The sequence below is a fragment of the Vibrio sp. QJM3NY_15 genome, from assembly GCF_057785995.1.
This window is the reverse complement of record NZ_CM173517.1, coordinates 3,121,519-3,145,324: the sequence shown is the minus strand read 5'-3', so window position 1 is coordinate 3,145,324 and position 23,806 is coordinate 3,121,519. Positions and strand designations below refer to the sequence as shown.

General features: G+C 45.0%; 20 protein-coding genes. 18 read left to right on the top strand and 2 right to left on the bottom strand.

What is annotated here, in order from left to right; all coding sequences use genetic code 11:
• Nucleotides 1-23 precede the first annotated feature (23 nt).
• Entirely contained in the window at nt 24-1,640 is a 1,617-nt protein-coding gene (gene nadB / locus AC3CKG_RS13965; protein ID WP_017108682.1) for an L-aspartate oxidase, read from the bottom strand.
• Nucleotides 1,641-2,029: 389 nt separating this feature from the next.
• On the opposite strand from nadB, the gene rpoE reads away from it, so the two are divergent.
• The 11 genes from rpoE to acpS all read left to right on the top strand — a co-directional run bounded on the left by rpoE (nt 2,030) and on the right by acpS (nt 11,331).
• Entirely contained in the window at nt 2,030-2,608 is a 579-nt protein-coding gene (rpoE, locus tag AC3CKG_RS13960) for an RNA polymerase sigma factor RpoE (protein ID WP_008223963.1), read from the top strand.
• Between the two features lie 26 nt (nt 2,609-2,634).
• Entirely contained in the window at nt 2,635-3,258 is a 624-nt protein-coding gene (locus AC3CKG_RS13955) for a sigma-E factor negative regulatory protein (RefSeq protein WP_029223232.1), read from the top strand.
• Entirely contained in the window at nt 3,255-4,217 is a 963-nt protein-coding gene (rseB, locus tag AC3CKG_RS13950; protein ID WP_017108141.1) for a sigma-E factor regulatory protein RseB, read from the top strand. Before AC3CKG_RS13955 ends, rseB begins: the two co-directional genes overlap by 4 nt.
• Complete coding sequence (locus AC3CKG_RS13945; RefSeq protein ID WP_017108684.1) at nt 4,214-4,684, top strand: SoxR reducing system RseC family protein; 471 nt, start codon at nt 4,214-4,216, stop codon at nt 4,682-4,684. The genes rseB and AC3CKG_RS13945 overlap by 4 nt, the downstream gene beginning before the upstream one ends.
• A gap of 137 nt (nt 4,685-4,821) precedes the next feature.
• Nucleotides 4,822-6,615: a translation elongation factor 4 gene (gene lepA / locus AC3CKG_RS13940; protein ID WP_017108143.1), complete on the top strand. Its 1,794-nt coding sequence runs from the start codon at nt 4,822-4,824 to the stop codon at nt 6,613-6,615.
• A gap of 97 nt (nt 6,616-6,712) precedes the next feature.
• A complete protein-coding gene (lepB, locus tag AC3CKG_RS13935; RefSeq protein WP_017108144.1) occupies nt 6,713-7,609 on the top strand; it encodes a signal peptidase I in 897 nt (298 codons plus the stop codon).
• 26 nt (nt 7,610-7,635) lie between these two features.
• The gene (gene rnc / locus AC3CKG_RS13930) at nt 7,636-8,313 is read left to right on the top strand and encodes a ribonuclease III (RefSeq protein ID WP_004735383.1); all 678 of its coding nucleotides are present in this window, start codon (nt 7,636-7,638) and stop codon (nt 8,311-8,313) included.
• Nucleotides 8,306-9,277 (top strand): GTPase Era, encoded by a 972-nt coding sequence (gene era, locus AC3CKG_RS13925; protein ID WP_004735384.1) that lies wholly within the window; start codon nt 8,306-8,308, stop codon nt 9,275-9,277. Before rnc ends, era begins: the two co-directional genes overlap by 8 nt.
• A gap of 102 nt (nt 9,278-9,379) precedes the next feature.
• A complete protein-coding gene (recO, locus tag AC3CKG_RS13920; protein ID WP_017108686.1) occupies nt 9,380-10,108 on the top strand; it encodes a DNA repair protein RecO in 729 nt (242 codons plus the stop codon).
• Nucleotides 10,105-10,842 (top strand): pyridoxine 5'-phosphate synthase, encoded by a 738-nt coding sequence (gene pdxJ, locus AC3CKG_RS13915; protein ID WP_017108145.1) that lies wholly within the window; start codon nt 10,105-10,107, stop codon nt 10,840-10,842. Before recO ends, pdxJ begins: the two co-directional genes overlap by 4 nt.
• A gap of 108 nt (nt 10,843-10,950) precedes the next feature.
• Nucleotides 10,951-11,331, top strand: a complete 381-nt coding sequence (gene acpS, locus AC3CKG_RS13910; protein WP_017108688.1) for a holo-ACP synthase — start codon at nt 10,951-10,953, stop codon at nt 11,329-11,331.
• A 188-nt stretch (nt 11,332-11,519) separates the two neighbouring features.
• Here acpS and barA read toward each other — a convergent pair whose 3' ends face one another.
• Nucleotides 11,520-14,333 (bottom strand): two-component sensor histidine kinase BarA, encoded by a 2,814-nt coding sequence (gene barA / locus AC3CKG_RS13905; protein WP_102383520.1) that lies wholly within the window; start codon nt 14,331-14,333, stop codon nt 11,520-11,522.
• A gap of 165 nt (nt 14,334-14,498) precedes the next feature.
• On the opposite strand from barA, the gene rlmD reads away from it, so the two are divergent.
• From rlmD to ispD, 7 genes are all read left to right on the top strand, one after another.
• Complete coding sequence (rlmD, locus tag AC3CKG_RS13900) at nt 14,499-15,818, top strand: 23S rRNA (uracil(1939)-C(5))-methyltransferase RlmD (protein WP_102307943.1); 1,320 nt, start codon at nt 14,499-14,501, stop codon at nt 15,816-15,818.
• Nucleotides 15,819-15,954: 136 nt separating this feature from the next.
• Nucleotides 15,955-18,180 carry a GTP diphosphokinase gene (gene relA, locus AC3CKG_RS13895; protein ID WP_029223233.1) on the top strand — a complete coding sequence of 742 codons (2,226 nt, stop codon included), beginning with the start codon at nt 15,955-15,957 and terminating at the stop codon, nt 18,178-18,180.
• A 262-nt stretch (nt 18,181-18,442) separates the two neighbouring features.
• Complete coding sequence (gene mazG / locus AC3CKG_RS13890; RefSeq protein ID WP_488528497.1) at nt 18,443-19,258, top strand: nucleoside triphosphate pyrophosphohydrolase; 816 nt, start codon at nt 18,443-18,445, stop codon at nt 19,256-19,258.
• 132 nt (nt 19,259-19,390) lie between these two features.
• Nucleotides 19,391-21,031 carry a CTP synthase gene (gene pyrG, locus AC3CKG_RS13885; RefSeq protein ID WP_065606254.1) on the top strand — a complete coding sequence of 547 codons (1,641 nt, stop codon included), beginning with the start codon at nt 19,391-19,393 and terminating at the stop codon, nt 21,029-21,031.
• A gap of 81 nt (nt 21,032-21,112) precedes the next feature.
• Nucleotides 21,113-22,411 carry a phosphopyruvate hydratase gene (gene eno / locus AC3CKG_RS13880; RefSeq protein WP_004735393.1) on the top strand — a complete coding sequence of 433 codons (1,299 nt, stop codon included), beginning with the start codon at nt 21,113-21,115 and terminating at the stop codon, nt 22,409-22,411.
• 410 nt (nt 22,412-22,821) lie between these two features.
• Nucleotides 22,822-23,103, top strand: a complete 282-nt coding sequence (gene ftsB, locus AC3CKG_RS13875) for a cell division protein FtsB (protein ID WP_004735394.1) — start codon at nt 22,822-22,824, stop codon at nt 23,101-23,103.
• On the top strand, nt 23,103-23,804 hold the full coding sequence (gene ispD, locus AC3CKG_RS13870) for a 2-C-methyl-D-erythritol 4-phosphate cytidylyltransferase (RefSeq protein WP_488528496.1): 702 nt from the start codon (nt 23,103-23,105) through the stop codon (nt 23,802-23,804). The genes ftsB and ispD overlap by 1 nt, the downstream gene beginning before the upstream one ends.
• The last annotated feature ends 2 nt before the right edge of the window (nt 23,805-23,806 follow it).

Sequence of the window (23,806 nt, the reverse complement as noted above, 5' to 3'; positions counted from 1 at the left end):
CGCTAATAACTTTTAACCAATGGTTATGATTGGTTTCTCTCTGGTGTGAGAATGGTTGGGCCGCTGTCTTCTGCAAGCTCTGGGTAATCCAACGTGTAGTGCAGGCCTCGGCTCTCTTTACGTTGCATCGCACAACGCACCATCAGTTCAGCCACTTGCAATAAGTTACGCAGTTCAAGCAGGTTGTTCGAAACTTTAAAGTAGCTGTAGTACTCATGAGTTTCTTGCTGCAGCATCTGAATACGGCGCATTGCACGTTCTAGACGTTTATCCGTTCGAACAATACCCATGTAATCCCACATGAACAGTCTTAGCTCGTGCCAGTTGTGTTGAATGATCACCTCTTCATCACTGTTGGTGACTTGGCTTTCATCCCATGCAGGCAGTTCAGCACACAGTTGAGATTGGTCGATGTTCTCAACGATATCTTTCGCTGCAGCCCATGCGTATACCACACACTCAAGCAATGAGTTTGAAGCCATACGGTTCGCACCGTGTAGGCCGGTGTAGCTCACTTCGCCAATCGCATATAAGTTAGTTAAGTCGGTTTGACCTTGCTTATTCACCATCACACCACCACAAGTGTAGTGGGCAGCCGGTACGATAGGGATCGGCTCTTTGGTCATGTCGATACCCAAATCCATCAAACGCGTGTGGATCATTGGGAAATGCGCGGTAATGAATTCTTCAGGCTTGTGGCTGATGTCGACATACATGCAGTCTGCGCCTAAGCGCTTCATTTCAAAGTCAATCGCACGAGCTACCACATCACGAGGAGCCAGTTCACCACGCTCGTCGAAGTCCTTCATGAATCTTGAACCATCAGGGCGACGTAAATAAGCGCCCTCGCCACGTAATGCTTCTGTCAGAAGGAAGTTACGCGCTTCTGGGTGGAATAGACATGTTGGGTGGAATTGGTTGAATTCGAGGTTTGCGACACGACAACCAGCACGCCAAGCGATAGCAATACCATCACCTGAAGAGACGTCAGGGTTTGAAGTGTATTGGTAAACCTTGGAAGCGCCGCCAGTTGCAAGTACCACAAATTTAGCACGCACGGTTTCTACGTGTTCTTGGTTACGGTTCCAGATGTAGGCACCGATAACTTTGTCTTTCGAACCACCGACTTTATCTTCTGTGATTAAATCAAGCGCATTGTGACGCTCAAAGATCTCGATGTTAGGGTGATTATTGACGTTGTCTTGTAGTGAGGTTTGCATCGCCATGCCAGTTGCATCGGCAGCGTGCAAAATTCGGCGGTGGCTGTGTCCGCCTTCACGAGTGAGGTGATATTTAGGTTGGCCTTCGGTGCTGTTCTCATCTTTATCAAATGGAACACCGCCATCAATTAGCCACTGCACACACTCTTTTGCATTTTCAGCAATGAATTGAACTGTATCTTCTTCACATAGCCCAGCACCAGCAATTTGAGTATCTTCTACGTGAGACTCAATACTGTCTGATTCATCGAATACCGCGGCAATACCACCTTGTGCGTAATACGTCGATCCTTCGCTACGTGGTCCTTTGCTTAATACAATTACTTTTGCATGTTCTGCTACACGTAAGGCTAATGACAAGCCTGCCGCACCACTTCCTACCACTAATACATCACACTGATGTTCACGGTTTGCGTTCATAAAACTTATTAAATCCCGGGCTATAGTAGAGTTGTCCACTCTCAATTGACTCTGTCTTGTTTTAGGAGTTGGGGTAAGACTGTTATAATCCCCGCAGTGCCATCCTAAAACGCTATGCAAAATCAAGATATAGACAGCTATCTAGAAATATTTAATTGCTCAATACCATTGCTTTTGCTCAAGTTTCCCCAAATTAATAGGGATAGCTATTTTTATTACATCACATTGTGAAACAATAATGGCAAATAATTTTAAGAAAGTTGGAACTTTCAGTATTTGGCTTAGTCACAATAGTGCTCTTGTAGACGGTGGTGTCAATACTACATTTCGCATAATTAGTACCCATATCTGCGAAGGTAAGGGTTATAACAATAGGAGTACCCGCTCGAATGAACGAGCAGCTAACCGATCAAGTGTTGATTGAGCGAGTGCAGAGTGGAGATAAGCAGGCATTTAACTTACTAGTGGTTAAGTACCAAAATAAAGTGTGTAACCTTATCTCTCGATACGTGAATAATTCTGGTGATGTACCTGATGTAGCACAAGAAGCTTTTATTAAAGCTTACCGCGCGATACCTAATTTTCGTGGCGAAAGTGCCTTCTATACATGGTTGTACCGAATTGCCGTGAACACCGCTAAAAATCATATTGTTGCTCAGAGCCGCAGGCCGCCAGCAACAGATGTTGATGCAGAAGATGCAGAATATTACGAAACAGGCAGCGCGTTAAAAGAAATATCGAACCCTGAGAACTTAACGCTGTCCAAAGAATTGAAACAAGTCGTTTTTGGTGCGATTGAAGCGTTACCAGAAGACTTAAAAACTGCAATGACGCTGCGTGAGCTCGAAGGTTTGAGCTACGAAGAGATTGCAGAAGTAATGGATTGCCCTGTAGGAACCGTACGTTCGCGTATTTTCCGAGCTCGTGAAGCAGTGGAAAAGAAAATTAAACCTCTTTTACAACGCTAGAACTTGTAATAATTATGGTGAAAATAATGGCTGATAAAGAAAAGCTTTCGACACTCATGGATGGAGAAATGATCGACAAAGCTCTGATTGCAGAGTTGGAGTCTGATCAAGAAAGCATGGATACCTGGCAGAATTACCATTTAATTGGTGATGTAATGCGTGGGGATGCGCCAGAAAGTCAAGGTTGGAACATTGCTAACAGTGTTGCCGCTGCGCTTGAAAGCGAGCCAGCACACGGTTCAATGTCGAACTTGCACCAAGTGAATGTAGAACCTGTTGTTGCTCCAATTGAAGAACAACCGAAACCTCAACAAGCGAAGCGCCAGCTTCCTGCTTGGTTACAACAGTTTGGACAAGTTGCCGTTGCAGCCTGTGTTTCTCTAGCTGTTGTGTTAGGTGTTCAACAATATGGTGGCAGTGACCCAGCAGCACCAGAACAGCTGCCTGTACTCCAGACGATTCCGTTTGCGGGTTCTGCTGAACCAGTAAGCTTAACGCGTGACTCTGTTGAGAAACCAGCATCTGAAGCTAACTTGCAAGAGCAGCGCAAACGCGTTCATGCATTGTTAGAAGATTATGAGTTACAGCTAAGATTAAACAGTGATGCATCGCCAATGCAAGATGCACATCTAGAATCGGACATTGAATGAAGAAAATCCTGGTCAGTGCACTGACACTGTTCAGCTTGATGTCTCCAACGGCCTTTGCAGAGGAAATTACTGCAAAGGCGTTATTGCATCAAATGAACGAGGCCAGTCAGCATCTAAATTACGAACTCTCCTATATTTTGATAAAGAAGAGCAGTATTGAACCTCTGCTTTATCGTCATGCAGTTAACGACGACCAACAACTCGCACACCTTGTTTACTTAAGCGGCCCTGTTCGCGAAGTCATTCGACGTGGCGACGAAGTTAGCTATATAGAACCGGGTACAGAACCATTCACTATCCAGTCTGGCAGTATGGTTGCACCTGTCATTCCTATGATTAACCGAGATATTGACGCGCTCAACGATTACTACGATTTCGTGAAAGTGGGTCGAGCTCGTGAAGCTGGAAGTACCACACAAGTATTGCGAGTGGTTCCAAAAGACGGGCTTCGCTACTCTTATGTCGTATGGGTTGACGAAAAAACCAATCTTCCTTTACGTGCCGATCTTCTTGATCGTGACGGTGAAGTCTTAGAGCAGTACCGCACTATTTCTTACGTGGTGAATGACAAAATTGCAGAGGCAATGGGGGGCTTGAATAGCGCTCAACTGCCGAAAGTACTGTCATTACCTGAAGGCTTAGTGAGTGAAACAAACTGGGAAGTGTCTTGGATTCCGGAAGGCTTTAAGTCCAAAGAACTCAGTCGTTATCCGATGGCGGCAACCAATAAAATGGTTGAAAGCCAACTGTTCAGTGATGGATTATTCAGTTTCTCGGTGTACGTTGCCGATAAAGATGAACATTCATTGAAAGGCCAGTTGGTGCGTCAAGGACGCAGAACGTTACACAGTTTAGTGAATGGAGACCGCGAAATCTCTGTGGTGGGTGACATTCCGCCAGCAACCGCTAAGCGTATTGCTCAATCGATCAAGTTTGCTAATTCGGTTCCAGCGCAATGATGACCGCGCTTGCTACCGTCAGCTCAGTCGAACAAAAAGGTAAGCAATTTTTTGTTCATCTGAGCTGCGAACAACAAACCAGTTGCAGTAGCTGTTCTTCTCAAAAGAGCTGTGGAACCGGTATTGTTACTAAAGCTGTCGGCAATAAATCTTTGTTTTGGCAGCTTAAAACCAAAAGTTTGGTTAAAGCAGGACAAATCGTAGAAATTGGCTTTCCAGAAAAAAGCTTACTTCAGTCGGCGGCGATTGTTTACCTCATTCCACTTTTCATGTTGATGATTGGTGCTGGTTTTGGACAACTCTTGTTACAACCCTTACTCCAAGGGGGCGAGGGCATTGTTATCTTAAGTGCTGCGCTGTTTACTGCTGGTGGTATTGCTTTAGCGAAGCGGTTAGCCAAACCTATGGAAGACAAATCCAAGCAAGAAGTCGTCTTGATTCGAATCCTAGGCGAGCCTCTCGTCTAATTTATGATGCTTCTTGCCCTTAAATTGGGTAGAATCTGCCAACTTGATTGAAATGCCGCCACCAATGCTGACTGTAGATTGGACGCGTCGCGGCTTTCTTATTATCCCTATTCAAAGAGTTTAGTCACACCAAGCCTATGAAGCACATTCGTAATTTTTCGATTATCGCCCACATCGACCACGGTAAGTCGACCCTTTCTGACCGCTTAATCCAAGTTTGTGGAGGGTTAAGTGAACGTGAGATGGCAGCTCAAGTCCTCGATTCTATGGATATAGAACGCGAGCGTGGTATTACAATTAAAGCGCAGAGTGTGACTTTAGATTACAAAGCGAAAGATGGTGAAACTTACCAACTTAACTTTATCGACACTCCAGGACACGTAGATTTCTCTTACGAAGTATCTCGTTCTCTAGCCGCTTGTGAAGGCGCGCTATTGGTTGTGGATGCTGGTCAAGGTGTTGAAGCGCAAACTCTAGCAAACTGTTACACCGCGATCGAAATGGAGCTGGAAGTAGTGCCAATCTTGAACAAGATTGACTTACCTGCAGCTGAACCTGAGCGTGTTGCTGAAGAAATCGAAGAGATCGTTGGTATCGATGCGATGGAAGCGACTCGTTGTTCCGCAAAAACCGGTATCGGTGTTGACGACGTTCTTGAAAACATCGTAACTGCTATCCCACCACCAGAAGGTGATCCAGAAGCGCCGCTACAAGCGCTGATCATCGACTCTTGGTTCGATAACTACTTAGGTGTTGTTTCTTTGGTTCGTATCAAGAACGGTAAGCTGAAGAAGAACGACAAGATTAAAGTAATGTCGACAGACCAAGTTTGGGGTGTTGACCGTCTAGGTATCTTCACACCTAAGCAAATCGACACAACTGAGCTAAATACTGGCGAAGTTGGCTGGGTTGTTTGTGGTATTAAAGACATCCTTGGTGCACCTGTTGGTGATACGTTGACGCTTGCAAAAGGCGGCAGCACTGAACGTCTACCTGGTTTCCAAAAAGTGAAGCCTCAAGTATACGCAGGTCTATTCCCAGTATCGTCTGATGACTACGAAAACTTCCGTGATGCACTAGGCAAACTAAGCCTTAACGATGCATCACTGTTCTTCGAACCAGAAAGTTCGGCAGCACTTGGTTTTGGTTTCCGTTGTGGCTTCTTAGGAATGCTTCACATGGAGATCATCCAAGAGCGTCTAGAGCGTGAATACGACCTAGACCTAATCACAACGGCACCAACCGTAGTGTACGAAGTTGTAAAAACGGATGGCAGCATTCTTTACGTTGATAGCCCGGCTAAACTGCCTGCGACTAATGATTTAGAAGAAATCCGTGAGCCTATCGCTCGTTGTAATATCCTTGTACCGTCTGACTACCTAGGTAACGTAATTACCTTATGTGTAGAAAAACGTGGTGTTCAAGTTGATATGGTTTACCACGGTAAGCAAGTTGCTGTGACTTACGACCTGCCAATGGCAGAAGTGGTTCTAGACTTCTTCGACCGTTTGAAATCAACATCTCGTGGCTATGCGTCACTGGATTACAACTTCCAACGTTTTGAAGTGTCGAACATGGTTCGTGTAGACGTATTGCTTAATGGCGAAACGGTTGACGCACTGGCTATCATTACGCACAAAGACATTGCACAGTCTCGTGGTCGTCTATTGGTTGAGAAGATGAAAGAATTCATCCCTCGTCAAATGTTTGATATCGCGATTCAAGCCGCGATTGGTAACCACATCATTGCTCGTTCTACAGTGAAACAACTGCGTAAGAACGTAATCGCAAAATGTTACGGTGGTGATATCAGTCGTAAGAAGAAACTTCTTAAGAAACAAAAAGAAGGTAAGAAGCGTATGAAGCAGATCGGTAACGTTGAACTGCCTCAAGAAGCATTCTTAGCGATTCTTCATGTTGGTAAAGACTAACTTTATCCAGCATTAAACGAATAATTGAAAGTGGAAGAGTAGCTCGCTATTCTTTCACTTTCGTTATTTTTAAAGAAATGAAATTTAAGGGATATCAATGGCTAATACATTTTCGCTTATCTTAGTGATCGTAACTCTAGTGACTGGCATTGTATGGGCGTTGGAAAAGTTTGTGTGGGCGAAGAAACGCCAACAAAAACTGGCTGACGTTGAAGCACAATCGAATGGCCTAGACGCTGAAACCAGCGCAAAAGTTACGGCTCAGCCTTGGTGGGTTGAGAACAGTGTGTCCATTTTCCCGGTAATTGCATTTGTTTTGATCTTGCGTTCATTCATCTATGAACCGTTTCAAATCCCATCTGGTTCGATGATGCCAACCCTTTTGGTTGGTGATTTCATCTTAGTAGAGAAGTACGCGTACGGTCTAAAAGACCCAGTTTGGCGCACTCAATTGGTAGAAACAGGCAAGCCAGAACGCGGTGATTCAATCGTATTTAAGTACCCACCTCAGCCGAATATCGACTACATCAAACGTGTTGTTGGTATGCCTGGCGACACCATTCGCTACAGCAGCCGCAAAGAGGTTTGCATTCAAGCGAAGGGTACAAGTAGCTGTGAACCAGTGAAACTAAGTCACGTAGAAGAAAGCCAATTTATTCAAGACGGTGTGCCTCTGATTCAGCTGAATGAACAGCTGGGTGACGTGGAGCACCAAATTTTAGTTAACCCATTACGTCGTGATCGTGTGCAAGCATATCAACCCCGCAATGGTGTTAACGAGTGGATCGTTCCAGAAGGCCAATACTTTGTGATGGGTGATAACCGTGACAACAGTGCTGATAGCCGTTACTGGGGCTTTGTCCCTGAAGCAAACCTTGTTGGTAAGGCCGTTGCTATTTGGATCAGCTTCGAATTCGAACGCGGTTCAGACAGTGTACTTCCAACATGGATTCCTACTGGTGTGCGTTTTAATCGCATCGGTGGGATTCACTAATCGATCACATAACACATCGAGAGAGCATGAATTCTCCAATTGATAAACTAGAGAGAAAGATTGGCTATCAGTTTAATGATGCCGATCTTATCCATCTGGCGCTGACTCACCGCAGCGCCGCAGGTAAACATAACGAACGTCTTGAGTTTCTGGGCGATTCAATTTTAAGTTTTGTTATCGCTGATGATCTTTACCACCGTTTCCCTAAGGTAAACGAAGGTGATATGAGCCGCATGCGCGCAACATTAGTACGTGGTCATACATTGGCAGAACTAGGTCGTGAATTCGAACTAGGAGATTACTTAAAATTAGGTCCAGGTGAGTTGAAGAGTGGCGGTTTCCGTCGTGATTCTATTCTAGCGGATGCAGTAGAAGCGATCATCGGTGCTGTCTATTTAGATAGTGATACCGAGGTTGTTCGCCGCATTATTTTAAGCTGGTACCAATCTCGCCTAGAGTCTATTCAGCCTGGTGTATCTCAAAAAGATCCGAAAACTCGCCTACAAGAGTTTTTACAAGGTCGAAGAAATCCCCTACCTGTCTACACAGTGACTAATATTAAAGGTGAAGCACACAACCAAGAGTTTACGGTTGAGTGTGAAGTGGCAGGTGTGGATAAACCTGTTATCGGTAAAGGCACTAGCCGCCGCAAGGCAGAACAAGCGGCTGCTGAAACAGCATTAGAGCAACTAAGCAATGTCTGATAACAATCAAGATTTCGATATCGATGCATTCTTTTCATCTGATAGCAAAAAAACGGGCCTACCGGAAAACCAACACTGTGGCTTCATCGCTATCGTAGGTCGACCAAACGTAGGTAAATCGACGCTTCTGAACCATATTTTGGGTCAGAAAATCTCGATCACATCACGTAAACCTCAGACAACACGCCACCGTATTATGGGCGTAGAAACTGAAGGTGATTACCAAGCGATCTACGTTGATACTCCTGGACTTCACATCGAAGAAAAGCGTGCAATCAACCGTTTGATGAACCGTGCGGCGAACAGCTCACTGAGCGATGTGAACTTAGTATTTTTCCTTGTTGACGGTACTCACTGGACTGACGACGATGAAATGGTACTGAACAAGCTGAGAAAAACAGATTTCCCAGTAGTCCTTTGTATTAACAAGGTAGACAACGTTCAAGACCGTACCGACGTGATGCAACACATGATGGAAGTGTCTAAGAAGATGGACTTCCTGGATGTTGTGCCAATCTCGGCGAAGCAAGGTAAGAATATCGATGTACTGCGTAAGCACGTTCGTAATTCTTTACCAAAAGCGACGCACCACTTCCCTGAAGAGTACGTAACGGATCGCTCACAGCGCTTTATGGCCTCTGAAATCATCCGTGAAAAACTGATGCGATTCACAGGCGAAGAGCTACCTTACTCAGTAACGGTTGAAATCGAGCGTTTTGATTACAACCCAGATAACGATGGTTTCCACATCAACGCTTTGATTCTTGTTGAACGTACTGGTCAGAAGAAAATGGTGATTGGTAAAGCGGGCGAGAAGATCAAAACGATTGGTCGTGAAGCTCGTATTGATATGGAAGAACTATTCGGTCGTAAGGTTTACCTAGAGACTTGGGTTAAAGTTAAGTCTGGTTGGGCTGACGATGAGCGTGCACTTCGCTCGTTAGGTTACATCGACGATCTATAATATATTGAACGTCACTTTCTGATATTAAGAAAGTTGAATTGAATATAAATACAAGAGAGAGTGCGAACTCTCTCTTTTTGTATCTGTAAGAAGGGTAAGTGATTGAGCGAAGGGTTACAGCGATGCTTTGTGTTGCACCGTCGACCATACAGTGAGTCGAGCCTAATTCTGGACGTCTTCAGTGAAGAGTACGGAAGGGTGACGTTGATGTCTAAAGGTGCGCGGAGTAAGCGTTCTAATTTGAAAGGTGCATTGCAACCTTTTACGCCTCTGCTGCTTAAGTGGTCTGGCAATGGTTCAATGAAAACGTTACGCCAAGCTGAACCGATCAGCTTGGGGCTTCCTCTTGCCGGTATTAATCTGTATTCAGCAATGTACGTGAATGAATTAGTTGGGCGAGTGTTAATGGCCGAAGTGGCCATGCCCGCATTTTTTCATGACTATCTTCATGCCTTAACAGAACTCGCTCATAATGAGAATCCTGAGCCAGCGCTACGTCGTTTTGAATTGGCTCTACTTTCCGCTATGGGGTATGGCGTCGACTTTTTACACTGTGCCGGCACCGGTGAACCGATTGATCCGAGCATGACTTATCGTTATCGAGAGCAGAAAGGTTTTATCGCATCGGTGCGTCGAGATAACCTGACTTTTATGGGCGATGAACTTATCGCAATCAGTGAACGTAGGTTTATCACTAAAGAGCAGTTAAAAGCGGCAAAACGCTTTACACGCATAGCCTTAAAGCCGTATCTTGGCGGCAAACCATTAAAAAGTAGAGAGCTATTTATGCCAACAATAGCCCTCTCTAGAGCACGGAGTATTGGAAAATGAGCTCAATCCTTTTAGGCGTTAATATCGACCATATTGCAACACTACGTAATGCACGTGGTACTAAATATCCAGACCCAGTACACGCAGCTGAAATTGCTGAACGTGCTGGTGCTGACGGCATCACTATTCACCTGCGCGAAGATCGCCGTCACATCGTTGACCGTGATGTACGCATTCTTGCTGAGACAATCCAAACTCGCATGAACCTTGAGATGGCCGTGACGGACGAGATGGTTCAAATCGCACTCGATACCAATCCTGAGTTTGTTTGCTTGGTTCCAGAAAAGCGTGAAGAGCTAACGACTGAAGGTGGCTTAGATGTTGTCGGTCAACTAGAGAAGATCAAAGCGGCGACCGAAAAATTGTCGGCTGCGGGTATAAAGGTCTCTCTATTTATTGATGCAGATCGTGAGCAAATTGATGCAGCAAAAGCATGTGGTGCACCGTTTATTGAGCTTCATACTGGTCATTACGCTGATGCGAAAACAGAAGAAGATCAGCAAGACGAGCTTAAAAAGATTGCAGCAGGCGCAAGCTACGCAGATGATCTAGGTATTACAGTCAATGCTGGTCATGGTCTGACTTACCACAACGTAGCACCCATTGCGGCACTCCCTGAGATCTACGAGCTGAACATCGGTCACTCGATCATGGGACGCGCAGTGTTTGATGGTTTGAATAAAGCCGTTGCAGACATGAAAGCAATCATGGAAACAGCACGTAACAACGCTTAACTTTTTAATTAGTAGGTAGTTAATTAATAAGTAGTTAAGTGGTAAGTGGTAAGTGGTTAATCAAAAACCAATAGAATCAATAAATCGAAGTTTAATAGTAAGGTAAACATGGCTGTTGTTGGATTAGGTACAGATATCGCAGAAATCGAGCGTGTAGAAAAAGCACTATCACGAAGTGGTGAGGCTTTCGCTCAACGTATTTTGACGGATTCTGAATTTGAAGTATTCCAGCAGCTTAAGCAAAAAGGGCGTTACCTTGCGAAGCGTTTTGCGGCTAAAGAAGCGGCATCGAAAGCGCTTGGCACGGGCATTGCGCTTGGTGTGACCTTTCATGACTTTGAAATATCGAACGATGAGCATGGCAAGCCCGTTTTGAGTTTGCATAAAAAAGCTCAGGAAATCGCACTGGCGAATGGAACAAAGTCGATTCATCTAACGATTTCCGATGAACGCCACTATGCGGTGGCGACGGTATTACTTGAGTCGTAAGCTTTGGACTGAGCCATGTGTTTAGTCGTCTGCTTAGACTGCGAGCGTGTTTAGGCAGCGAACAAATTGTTTAACACTGACCAAATATTCAAGTTAAAAAAAGCAGAGCTCATGGCTCTGCTTTTTTATTATCTGAATGCGTTCAATTTACTGCTAACTGCTAACTGCCTTCAACCAACCGCTAACTTTTAACTGTTAATCGGCTGCAAGTAATGAATCGCTGTTGCCTGAACCTTATCTAATTCATCCTGCAATTCAAACAGCTCTGGCTCAATCGCCTCAATGGAAGTACCTGAACGCAACTCTTTCTCTATCGTTGCACATACCGATTTTAGCCTTGGCACGCCGCTGTATGAGCTGCTGCCGTGCATCTTGTGGATGATATGTATCAGTTCTTCAACAGGGAAGTCGTTGTCTTCTATCGCTTTCTCTGCGGCTTCGTAAACCTCAGGGATAAAGTCTACTAACATTCGCAACATATCGCGTGCAAGATCCTCTTTGTTAGCGGCTTGCTTCATTGCGGCCTGCCAATCAATGATGATGTTTTTGTGCACGTTTGCTTCTGTTTCTTGCGGCTGGCTACTATCTATCTCAACCGCGACCGCAGGATGTTCAGGGTCTATTTTATTGATATGCTCAACCTCTGAAGCTGGGCTCCAATGAAGCAGAACCTGCTGTAAGACATGCTCTTCGATAGGCTTGGTTAGGTAATCATCCATGCCCGCAGCTAGCAGTCTATCTCGCTCACCCATCATGGCGTGTGCGGTCACTGCGATAATCGGTGTGTTGGCGTTGTTAGCGAGTTTCTTAATGTGCTTACAAGCGGTCACTCCATCCATTTGTGGCATTTGGATATCCATGAAGATGATATCAAATGGTGTGCTAGTCGCTTTGTCGATCGCTTGTTGACCATTAGTACAGCTGATCACGGTTTCCACTCGCTCTTTCAATAACGCAGTAATCAACTTCAGGTTGGCTGGGTTATCGTCGACCGCCAGTACCGTTAACGGTAGCTTCTCTTCTGAGTGTGTTTCAATCGCTGGAGCAATCAAGGTTGGTGCTTGATTAGAGATCAGAGTTTGTAGAAGCTTCTTACGAGAGAGAGGCTTGGTAATGCATTGAACATCGACCTCTTTCATTAGTTGTTCACCCAATGCAAGTTCGGTACTTGGCGTACCAATAATTACGTTTTGGGCAATCTTCTTCGCACCAATCGCCCAACCACTGACGGTATCAAGTTGGTACTCTTGGTTCGCGGCTAAGTTAAGTAGAACGTAGTCATACGAGGTAGATTCGTCAGGCATAACCGAACGGTACGTTACCACTAAGCCTTCTTGGGTTAGGATCTGCTGAGTAATCGATGCCGCTTGCATGTTCGGCTCGATCAACAGTAACTGTTTGTCTTGTAGGCATTGAGTTTCGATAAGCTCGGTCATTGGCATATCAGTCGTTGATAGCCTTAAGGTAAACCAGAAGGTTGAACCTTGGTGCAGGCGACTAGTGAGGCTGATCTCACCGCCCATTTGGCTTACCAACTTCTGTGTGATAACGAGACCAAGGCCTGTACCACCATAACGACGAGAGATGCTCGCATCTGCTTGGCTGAAGGCTTGGAATAGCTGAGCCTGTTGACGTTCTGAGATACCTATACCGGTGTCTCGAACCATGAATTGAAGTTCAATGTTGTCTTCGGTCTGAGAACGAAGTTCAACACTGATATCGATATTGCCACGCTCGGTAAACTTGATTGAGTTACCAACAAGGTTGGTTAGGATCTGCTGAATACGCAGCGGATCACCAACCACGCCTGGTGGAACTTTCGGGTCTATTTTAAGGGTCAGCTCTAGGCCTTTCTCATGAGCGTTGGTGGCTTGAAGGTTCACAACCTCTTCAAGGCTGGCTTGGAATTCAAATGGGATGTTCTCGAGCGCTAATTTACCGGCTTCGAGTTTCGAGAAATCAAGAATGTCGTTGATGATGCTGAGCAAGTTATTTGCAGAGCGTTCAATGGTCTGCAAGTAATCGGTTTGGCTGGTCGATAGGTGGGTCTTAAGCATCTGACGAGTAAAGCCAATCACACCGTTGAGCGGTGTTCTCAATTCGTGAGACATGTTAGCCAAGAACTCAGACTTAACACGTGCTGCTTCTTGAGCGCGTTTTTTCGCAATGTCTAACTCAACGTTTTGAATCTCTAATTGCTCTAGGGTTTCACGTAGATCAGACGTGGCTTGGTCGATGCTGTGTTGCATCTCTACGTGATACTCTGATAACGATACCGCCATCGCGTTGATACCGTTTTTCAGTGAATCTAGCTCACCATGCATCTTGCCTTCGATACGCACATCGAGGTGACCACGTCGAATCCGGTCAACCATGTTTTTCATGTGCGTGATCGGTTGAGTTACATCGTGCATTAAGCGGAACGCAAACACGCCCGATAAACCTAGTCCCAGAATCAACACCAAGAAAGCAGAGAACACCTCTTGATACTGCTGTAATCGCAATGAAGATAAGTCGAGCTCAATCGCGATATAGCCAATGGCTTGGTTCGCTTGCGATTGCCCGTTGGCTGAGTTGATGTATTGCCCCTCAGCGATGATGGGCGTCCTGAGAATCAGCGTGTTATCGAGCAGGTTCGAAGAGCTCAAATGCGGTATCGGCTTATCTTTGGGATAAGTGAGGCTTTCAAAGTCGGGGTGGAAGTTTGAGGTTACGAACAACTCATGGCGATCATCAAACACCGCGATACTGCGCACAAGGTTAGAGTTTTTACGATGCGCATAGCTGATGAGCTGGCGAACAGACTCTCGGCTTTCGAGTTGCATGCCAGATGCGCTCGCAATCGCAAGCGGTTCTATAATGCTAGTACCAGTGTTAACCACCTGACCCTCAAGGTCTTGATAGCGGTTAAATGAGAAAAATGCACTCAATAGCAGCCCAATAATTAGGGTTGGAGCTAGAGTTAAGGTAATTACACGGGCTCTTAAGCCATATCTGGTCATGTTCTTTAATTACATCGAGGTCTGGATATGGGAAAATAACGCGCACAATGGCGGTTAAGTGAACGGTAAGCTTAATCAAAGCCGTGACGTTCGACAATGATTCCAAGGCATAATAGTGAGTCCTGGATACAAATTACTTATTAAAAGATACATTAGGCACAAGCAATGGCACGTTTTTTTCAACCAAAAAAGAAAACTCAATTCGAGACCAAGCACCAATCGGTTTTGGTTGAACGAATGGATCACAATGGGGCAGGGATTGCTTATCAGAAGAATAAGCCTGTTTTCATTGATGGTGCATTGCCGGGTGAGCAGGTTGTTATTCAGCTCATCGAGAGTAAGAGTAAATTTGCGCGAGCAAAACTGATTAAATTACTGGAGCCAAGCGAACTGCGTTTGAAGCCTTTCTGTAAACATTTTAATCAGTGCGGTGGCTGTCATCTCCAGCACCTTGGCTACTCTTCTCAGGTAGAACATAAAGCGCAGTCTTTGAGCCATCTGATGAGTCAATATCAAACGGATAAAACAGACGTTGTTGAACCGATTATTGGTGATGAAACAGGTTATCGCCGTCGTGCGCGTATCAGCTTATTTGTCGATAAAAAAACACAGCAGCTTCAATTTGGTTTCCGTAAAAAGCAAAGCAAGCAGATTGAAAATATTACCGATTGTGCGGTGCTTGACCCTCGTCTCAATATCTTGCTGCCAAAGCTGAAAAGTTTACTGAATACTTTCAGCAACCTTACTTCTTTAGGACACGTTGAATTAGTGATCGGGGATACTGGTCCAGTCATGGTACTACGCCACCTTAAGCCTTTGGTTGAAAAAGATGAGCAATCTTTGATTGAGTTGGCTCAGGCAGAAGGCGCTACGCTGTATTCTATGCCAGAAACTGACAAGTTGATTCGTTTAGTGGGCGACACGCCAAGCTATAGCGAAACCGGCGTAACCTTACCTTTTGAGCCAAACCACTTCATTCAAGTGAATCAAAAGGTCAATCAGCAGATGGTAACTCAAGCGATTGAATGGTTAGAGCCTCAAGCCGATGAGCGAGTGCTCGACCTGTTTTGTGGCTTGGGCAACTTTAGTCTGCCTATCGCACAACAATCTGCGTTTGTGGTGGGGGTTGAAGGTGTCGATGAAATGGTTCAGCAGGCAACGTCTAATGCAGCTTTGAATCAATTAAGCAATACAGAATTCTACCAAGCGAACCTTGAAGAAGAGTTGTCTTCACAACCTTGGGCAAAAGAAAGATTTGATAAAATCTTACTCGATCCAGCTCGTGCCGGAGCGAGTGGGATCGTTGATCAAATTTCAGGGTTAGGAGCGAAGCGTGTGGTTTATGTTTCGTGTAATCCTGCTACTCTAGCTAGAGATTCAGAGAGCTTAGAAAAACAAGGCTACCAATTGGCTAAGCTAGGCATGTTGGACATGTTCCCTCATACCAGTCATCTCGAATCGATGGCTCTCTTTATCAAGGCTTAGAAGCCCTTAAATAAGGCTTAAAAATGTATTACAAAGGTGCGGGGCAGCTTGCACCGATATCAATATGAGTCGAACTAACGTGGAACCAGTTAGTCATATTGAATTGGGTATAAAACATAATAACTAGGAAGGCATGATGGTTGCGGTACGAAGCGCACATTTAAACCCAAGCGAACAGTTTGAGCTAGATAATTGGATTGCGTCACTGAATCAAGACGCAAAAACCTCGAATAAACTGACCAAAGTTTATCGTCACTGTGAAGAGCTATTAAAAGATCACGAGCAAGGTGAACTTTTGCTTTGGCGTGGGCGAGAGATGATCGAAATCTTGGTCACCTTGTCGATGGATCGCGCTACTTTAGTGGCGGCACAACTCTTCCCTGTCGTATCAAGCGGTGTTTTTGAGCGTGAAGCGTTTGAAGAAAGTTACGGAAAGGAAACCGTAAAGCTGATTGATGGCGTGGAAGAAATGGCGGCTTTGGGCCAGCTAAATGTCACCCTTGAAGGCAGTGCTGCCTCGGGTCAAGTCGATAATGTTCGACGAATGCTATTGGCAATGGTGGATGATTTCCGCTGCGTAGTCATCAAACTAGCAGAGCGAATTTGTAACCTCATAGAAGTGAAAAAGGCCCCTGATGCTGTGCGCCGTGCGGCAGCAAAAGAGTGTGCCAACATCTATGCGCCTCTTGCAAACCGTTTAGGTATTGGTCAGCTAAAATGGGAAATTGAAGATTACGCTTTCCGCTACCAACAACCAGATACATACAAGCAGATTGCCAAACAGCTGTCTGAGCGACGTATTGTGCGCGAACAATACATCACCGACTTTGTCGATGATCTCACGTCAGAAATGAACCGTTCAAGTATCAATGCTGAAGTCAGCGGTCGACCAAAACATATCTACAGTATCTGGCGTAAAATGCAGAAAAAAGGCTTAGAGTTTGATGAGCTTTTTGACGTGCGTGCGGTGCGTATTATCGCCGACCAACTGCAAGACTGTTATGCCGGCTTAGGTGTGGTTCACACCAAATATAAACATCTACCTAGTGAATTTGATGACTACGTGGCGAACCCTAAGCCGAATGGTTATCAGTCGATTCATACCGTAGTTCTTGGCCCTGAAGGCAAGACCATTGAAATTCAGATTCGTACCAAGCAGATGCATGAAGACTCTGAATTGGGCGTTGCTGCGCACTGGAAATACAAAGAAGGTGCATCTAGCGGCGTACGCAGTGGCTACGATGAGAAAATCACTTGGTTGCGTAAGCTTATCGACTGGCAAGAAGAGATGTCGGATTCTGGCGAAATGCTGGATGAAGTACGTAGCCAAGTCTTTGATGATCGTGTCTATGCCTTTACACCTCGCGGTGATGTGGTCGATTTACCAATGGGTGCAACACCGTTGGACTTTGCTTACCACATCCACTCGATGGTTGGACACCGTTGTATCGGTGCCAAAGTCGCAGGTCGAATCGTTCCGTTTACTCATAAATTGGCGATGGGTGATCAAGTTGAGATCATCACTCAAAAAGAACCGAATCCATCACGCGATTGGTTGAATCCGACGACAGGCTTTGTTCATTCAAGTCGAGCTCGAGCAAAAATTAACGCTTGGTTCCGCGCTCAGAGTCGTGAGAAAAACCTCGAAGCTGGACGAGATATCTTAGAAGTCGAGCTAGGCAGAGTCGGCGCCACACTGAAAGATGCTGAGCAATACGCGCTGAAACGATTCAACGTCAACACTCCAGATGAATTGTATGCGGGTATTGGTAGTGGCGATTTGCGTATCAACCAAGTCGTTAATCACATCAATGCTTTGGTCAATAAACCAACGGCGGAAGAAGAAGATAAGAAAGCGCTAGAGAAGCTGCTTGAGTCTGACAATAAGCCAGCGCATCAGAGTCGTCCGAAAAAGGATGCTGTCGTTGTTGAAGGTGTCGATAACTTAATGACCCACTTGGCTCGTTGTTGTCAGCCTATCCCGGGCGATGTGATCAAAGGTTACATTACTCAAGGGCGTGGTATCTCAGTACACCGCAGCGATTGTGAACAGTTAAGTGAACTTAACCTGCATGCTCCCGAACGTATCATCGATACTGTCTGGGGCGATGGTTTTGTAGGCTCGTATATTTTAACACTGCGTGTAGAGGCGCTAGAACGTACCGGCTTGTTGAAAGACATCACATCCCTGTTCTTAAACGAAAAAGTCAGTGTGACGACAATGAAGAGCCGTATTGACTATAAACGTCAGCTATCGGTGATGGATTTCGATTTGGAAGTGACCAACATTGAAATTCTGAGTCGAGTGACCAGCCGAGTAGAACAAATCAAAGATGTCATGTCGGTTAAACGCCTAGGCTAACTTTCACGTTGCATTAGTCACTTTTACTGCGTTAACTGCGCTTTCTTGTTCCATCACATAGGCGAGCTATGCTCAGGAATCACGAAAGCTTGTTGCCTTGTTAAAGTAACAACTGCTTAGTGAAAGATGCGCAATTTAGAGAATTAGACAGTATCAACAAAGGTGAGTGGTTTTGGCTACTCACCTTTTTTAGTTCTAGTACCTTTTAGTTTTAGTGAAGCTTTAAATTTAAAAATCAAAGACAGTGAATAGGAAGAAAACGATGAATCACCCGATTGAACAACTTGAACAGATTATGACTAAGCTGCGCGATCCAGAAGGTGGCTGTCCTTGGGATTTGAAACAAAATTTTGAAACAATTGTGCCGCATACTATCGAAGAGACCTACGAGGTGGTGGACGCGATTCACAACAAAGATTGGCCGAATCTACAAGAAGAGTTGGGCGACCTGTTGTTTCAGGTGATCTTCTACAGTCAATTAGCAAAAGAGCAGGGCTTGTTTGAGTTCTCTGATGTGGTCGACGGTATCAATGAGAAGCTGACGCGCCGTCATCCACACGTATTTTCTGATACAGAGTTTGCTAGTGATGAAGAAATTAACGCCAACTGGGAAGCTGAAAAAGCCAAAGAGAAAGCACAGGCAGGCAAAACTCAAGAAAGTATTCTAGACTCAATACCAAACTCTCTACCTGCACTTTCGCGTGCTACAAAAATTCAAAAGCAAGTCGCGAAATTTGGCTTTGATTGGGACTCTATTGGCCCAGTCGCCGACAAGGTTTTAGAAGAAGTTGATGAGGTGCTAGAAGAAGCGCTTCAAGTAACGCCAAATGAAGATTTAGTTGAAGAAGAACTGGGTGATTTGTTGTTTGCTACCGTCAATTTAGTGCGACATTTGGGTAAAAATCCAGAAACGGCTCTCAATAAAGCCAATCTGAAATTCTCACGCCGCTTTAAAGGTGTGGAACAAAAAGTTCATCAGCAAGATAAAATTTTGACCGACTTTTCTCTACAACAGCTTGATTCCATGTGGGATGAAGTCAAAGTGGCGGAGAAAAGATCATCAAAGCTTTTATCATGAATTGATTTGAAGCAAAAAATAAAAAATTGCAGTGTGATAGATTTCACGTTGTGGCGATAAGGGGCTTCTGGTATATTTTCATCCCGTCCAGAAGTAATCCATTTCCCTCATTCAACCAATTTCAGGTTAAACATGACGACAAATTACATTTTTGTTACTGGCGGGGTTGTATCCTCTCTAGGTAAAGGTATTGCAGCAGCATCTCTTGCGGCTATTTTAGAAGCTCGTGGTCTTAAAGTGACTATGATGAAGCTTGACCCTTACATCAACGTTGATCCAGGCACTATGAGCCCAACTCAACACGGTGAAGTGTTCGTTACGGAAGATGGCGCTGAAACAGACCTTGACCTTGGTCACTATGAGCGATTCATTCGCACCAAGATGACTAAGCGTAACAACTTCACAGCAGGTCGTGTTTATGCTGACGTTCTACGTAATGAACGTCGTGGTGACTACCTAGGTGCAACAATCCAGGTTATCCCTCACATCACTAACTCTATCAAAGAACGCGTAATCTCTGGTGCTAAAGGCCACGATATCGCGCTTGTTGAAGTTGGTGGTACTGTAGGTGATATTGAATCTCTACCATTCATGGAAGCGATTCGTCAGTTAGCAGTAGAACTAGGCCGTGAACGCGCAATGTTCATGCACCTTACTCTAGTGCCATACCTAGCAGCAGCGGGTGAAGTGAAAACTAAGCCAACGCAACACTCTGTAAAAGAGCTACTGTCTATTGGTATTCAACCTGACATCCTAGTTTGTCGTTCAGATCGTGTTATCCCAGCAAACGAACGTAAGAAAATTGCTCTTTTCTGTAATGTACAAGAAAAAGCAGTTATCTCTATGAAAGACGTAGATTCAATCTACAAGATCCCACAGTTAATCCGTGCACAAGGCATTGATGATCTTGTATGTACGCGTTTTGGTATCAATGCACCAGAAGCTGATCTGTCTGAGTGGGAACAAGTAATTTACGAAGAAGCTAACCCTACGGGTGAAGTGACGATTGGTATGGTTGGTAAGTACATTGAACTGCCTGACGCATACAAATCAGTAAATGAAGCGCTGAAACACGCAGGCTTGAAAAACCGCCTAAGTGTCACAATTAAATATGTAGATTCACAAGATGTTGAATCTAAAGGCACAGAAATTCTACAAGGCCTAGATGCAATCCTAGTTCCTGGTGGCTTTGGCGACCGTGGTGTTGAAGGTAAGATCCTTGCTGCACAATACGCTCGTGAAAACAAAGTACCTTACTTAGGTATCTGTCTAGGTATGCAAGTTGCTCTTATTGAGTACGCTCGTAACGTTGCGAAGATGGAAGGTGCACACTCTTCTGAATTCTGCAAAGAAACTAAATACCCTGTTGTTGGCCTAATCACTGAGTGGATTGACGGCGAAGGTAAAGTTGAAGAGCGTACTGAGAAATCAGACCTAGGCGGCACAATGCGTCTTGGTTCACAGCTTTGTCACCTAGCGAAAGGGACGAAAGCTTACGAATTATACGGTAGCGCGACGATCCATGAACGTCACCGTCACCGTTACGAAGTGAACAACAATCTTCGTCCACAAATCGAAAAAGCGGGCCTAAAAGTATCGGGTCTGTCTGCGGACAAGAAACTGGTTGAAGTTATTGAGAACCCGAACCACCCATGGTTTGTTGCTGCTCAGTTCCACCCAGAGTTCACTTCAACACCTCGCGATGGTCACCCATTGTTTGCAGGTTTCGTTAAAGCGGCTGGCGAATTCCAGCGCGGCGAATTAGAAAAGTAAAAAGGAATCCAGGTAGCTGCGTAAGTTGTGCTGCTACCTTTAAATTTGACATTTATATATTCAACGAGAAGGAAACATTCAATGTCTAAGATCGTTAAAGTTCTAGGTCGTGAAATCATCGATTCACGTGGTAACCCAACTGTAGAAGCTGAAGTACACCTAGAAGGCGGTTTCGTAGGTATGGCTGCTGCTCCATCTGGCGCATCTACTGGTTCTCGCGAAGCTCTTGAGCTACGTGACGGCGACAAATCACGTTTCCTAGGTAAAGGTGTTCTTAAAGCAATTGAAGCTGTAAACGGCCCAATCGCTGACGCTCTAGTTGGTAAAGACGCTAAAGCACAAGCTGACGTTGACCAAGTTATGCTTGATCTAGACGGTACTGAGAACAAGTCTAAGTTTGGCGCTAACGCTATCCTTGCTGTTTCTCTAGCTAACGCAAAAGCTGCTGCTGCTGCGAAAGGCATGCCTCTATACGAGCACATTGCTGAGCTAAACGGTACTGCTGGTCAGTTCTCTATGCCTCTACCAATGATGAACATCATCAACGGTGGCGAGCACGCTGATAACAACGTTGACATCCAAGAGTTCATGATCCAACCAGTTGGCGCTAAAACTCTTAAAGAAGGTCTACGTATCGGCGCTGAAGTATTCCACAACCTAGCTAAAGTTCTTAAGTCTAAAGGCTACAGCACTGCAGTTGGTGATGAAGGTGGTTTCGCTCCTAACCTTAAATCTAACGCTGAAGCTCTAGAAGTTATCGCAGAAGCTGTTGCAGCTGCTGGTTACGAACTAGGTAAAGACGTTACTCTTGCTATGGACTGTGCTGCATCTGAGTTCTTCGACAAAGAAGCTGGTATCTACAACATGAAGGGCGAAGGTAAAACTTTCACTTCTGAAGAGTTCAACCACTACCTAGCTGAACTAGCGAACAACTTCCCAATCGTTTCTATCGAAGACGGTCTTGACGAGTCAGATTGGGATGGCTTCAAGCACCAAACTGAACTTCTAGGCGACAAGCTTCAAATCGTTGGTGACGATCTTTTCGTTACAAACACTAAGATTCTTGCTGAAGGTATCGAGAAAGGCGTAGCTAACTCTATCCTTATCAAGTTCAACCAAATCGGTTCTCTAACAGAGACTCTAGCTGCTATCAAGATGGCTAAAGACGCTGGCTACACTGCAGTAATCTCTCACCGTTCTGGCGAAACTGAAGATGCAACTATCGCTGATCTAGCGGTAGGTACAGCTGCAGGTCAAATCAAAACTGGTTCTATGAGCCGTTCTGACCGTGTTGCTAAGTACAACCAACTTATCCGTATCGAAGAAGCTCTAGGTTCTAAAGCTCCTTTCAACGGTCTTAAAGAAGTTAAAGGTCAATAATTCACTCTGAATTATTAGCTTAACGCTTTTGAAAACGCTCTACTTCGGTAGGGCGTTTTTTTTGCCTAAAATACGTCATTCCCTAGACTGACGAAGGAAGGCATAGGGAATCCTTGTTTACGTTAAGCGTGATAGATTCCCAATTCAGTCGTTCCTCCTTCTTGGGAATGACGTGGTTAGATGCAGTTGGGCAATGTGTGTTGCTTTCTCTTTTGCAGGTATTGGTTTATCTAATACGTGACTCCATAGGCCGACGGAGGAGGGAGTCGGGACTCTCATCACAGGTTTCGAACAACAATAATTCCCCGACTTATTGATTCCCTGACACCACATATCTCGCACCAATAAGCTCATTATGGTATATATGTGCCTTATTCTAGTTCCTTCTTTTTCAACCGGCGAAAGGTGTTATGCGAATTTTTGCTTTAGTACTGCTCATAGTGTTTGGCTGGCTACAACACACACTGTGGCTCGGTAAAAATGGTATTTCTGATTACTACGGTGTGAACAACGAAATCCAAGTTCAGCAGCAAGTAAATGAAAAGCTTCATCTTCGTAATGCTGAGATGTTTGCGGAAATCGACGATCTACGCCAAGGCTTAGACGCGATAGAAGAGCGCGCACGTCATGAGCTTGGAATGGTGAAAGAAGGCGAAACGTTTTATCGTATTATTGGTGAGGAATCTCATTAATGTCGAACCAACTTCAAAGCGTTATTGCAGTGGTCCCCGCTGCGGGTGTTGGCAGCCGAATGAAGGCCGACCGTCCCAAACAATATCTTCAAATTCACAGTAAAACGATTTTAGAGCACACCGTTGAGAAACTGTTGTCTCATCCTCAGGTGTCTAAAATCGTGGTAGCGGTCAGTGATGATGATCCCTATTACCCTGAATTACCGCTTAACCTTAATCCGCAGGTGATCAGAGTGTCCGGCGGGACGGAACGAGCCGATTCGGTGCTTTCTGCTCTGGACTATATTGCCCAACAGCAACTCAGTGATTGGGTGATGGTGCATGATGCCGCTAGGCCTTGTATCCAATTGAGCGATATCGATAAACTGATCTCTGGTGCTATGACCCATGATGTTGGCGCAATTTTAGCGGCGCCTGTTCGCGATACAATGAAACGCGGTGCTCAAGGACAAATTGAACACACGGTCGATCGCGTCGATCTCTGGCATGCGCTTACCCCTCAGATGTTCCGATCTAAGCCTTTACGGAAAGTCTTGAGTGAAGCCTTGCAGCAAGGTGTTTCAATTACCGATGAAGCGTCTGCGTTTGAGTGGAAAGGTTTATCACCAGCACTGATTGCTGGACGTTCAGATAATTTTAAGATTACTCAGCCTGAAGATTTGGCTTTGGCTGAGTTTTATTTAAGTCAGAATAAGGAATAATG

Coding starts and splice junctions, on each gene's coding strand:
- ftsB (WP_004735394.1), top strand. CDS start 22,822: ATGCGAATTTTTGCTTTAGTACTGCTCATAGTGTTTGGCTGGCTACAA.
- acpS (WP_017108688.1), top strand. CDS start 10,951: ATGGCTGTTGTTGGATTAGGTACAGATATCGCAGAAATCGAGCGTGTA.
- pdxJ (WP_017108145.1), top strand. CDS start 10,105: ATGAGCTCAATCCTTTTAGGCGTTAATATCGACCATATTGCAACACTA.
- rnc (WP_004735383.1), top strand. CDS start 7,636: ATGAATTCTCCAATTGATAAACTAGAGAGAAAGATTGGCTATCAGTTT.
- rlmD (WP_102307943.1), top strand. CDS start 14,499: ATGGCACGTTTTTTTCAACCAAAAAAGAAAACTCAATTCGAGACCAAG.
- lepA (WP_017108143.1), top strand. CDS start 4,822: ATGAAGCACATTCGTAATTTTTCGATTATCGCCCACATCGACCACGGT.
- mazG (WP_488528497.1), top strand. CDS start 18,443: ATGAATCACCCGATTGAACAACTTGAACAGATTATGACTAAGCTGCGC.
- rseB (WP_017108141.1), top strand. CDS start 3,255: ATGAAGAAAATCCTGGTCAGTGCACTGACACTGTTCAGCTTGATGTCT.
- relA (WP_029223233.1), top strand. CDS start 15,955: ATGGTTGCGGTACGAAGCGCACATTTAAACCCAAGCGAACAGTTTGAG.
- AC3CKG_RS13945 (WP_017108684.1), top strand. CDS start 4,214: ATGATGACCGCGCTTGCTACCGTCAGCTCAGTCGAACAAAAAGGTAAG.
- pyrG (WP_065606254.1), top strand. CDS start 19,391: ATGACGACAAATTACATTTTTGTTACTGGCGGGGTTGTATCCTCTCTA.
- era (WP_004735384.1), top strand. CDS start 8,306: ATGTCTGATAACAATCAAGATTTCGATATCGATGCATTCTTTTCATCT.
- lepB (WP_017108144.1), top strand. CDS start 6,713: ATGGCTAATACATTTTCGCTTATCTTAGTGATCGTAACTCTAGTGACT.
- nadB (WP_017108682.1), bottom strand. CDS start 1,640: ATGAACGCAAACCGTGAACATCAGTGTGATGTATTAGTGGTAGGAAGT.
- AC3CKG_RS13955 (WP_029223232.1), top strand. CDS start 2,635: ATGGCTGATAAAGAAAAGCTTTCGACACTCATGGATGGAGAAATGATC.
- ispD (WP_488528496.1), top strand. CDS start 23,103: ATGTCGAACCAACTTCAAAGCGTTATTGCAGTGGTCCCCGCTGCGGGT.
- barA (WP_102383520.1), bottom strand. CDS start 14,333: ATGACCAGATATGGCTTAAGAGCCCGTGTAATTACCTTAACTCTAGCT.
- eno (WP_004735393.1), top strand. CDS start 21,113: ATGTCTAAGATCGTTAAAGTTCTAGGTCGTGAAATCATCGATTCACGT.
- rpoE (WP_008223963.1), top strand. CDS start 2,030: ATGAACGAGCAGCTAACCGATCAAGTGTTGATTGAGCGAGTGCAGAGT.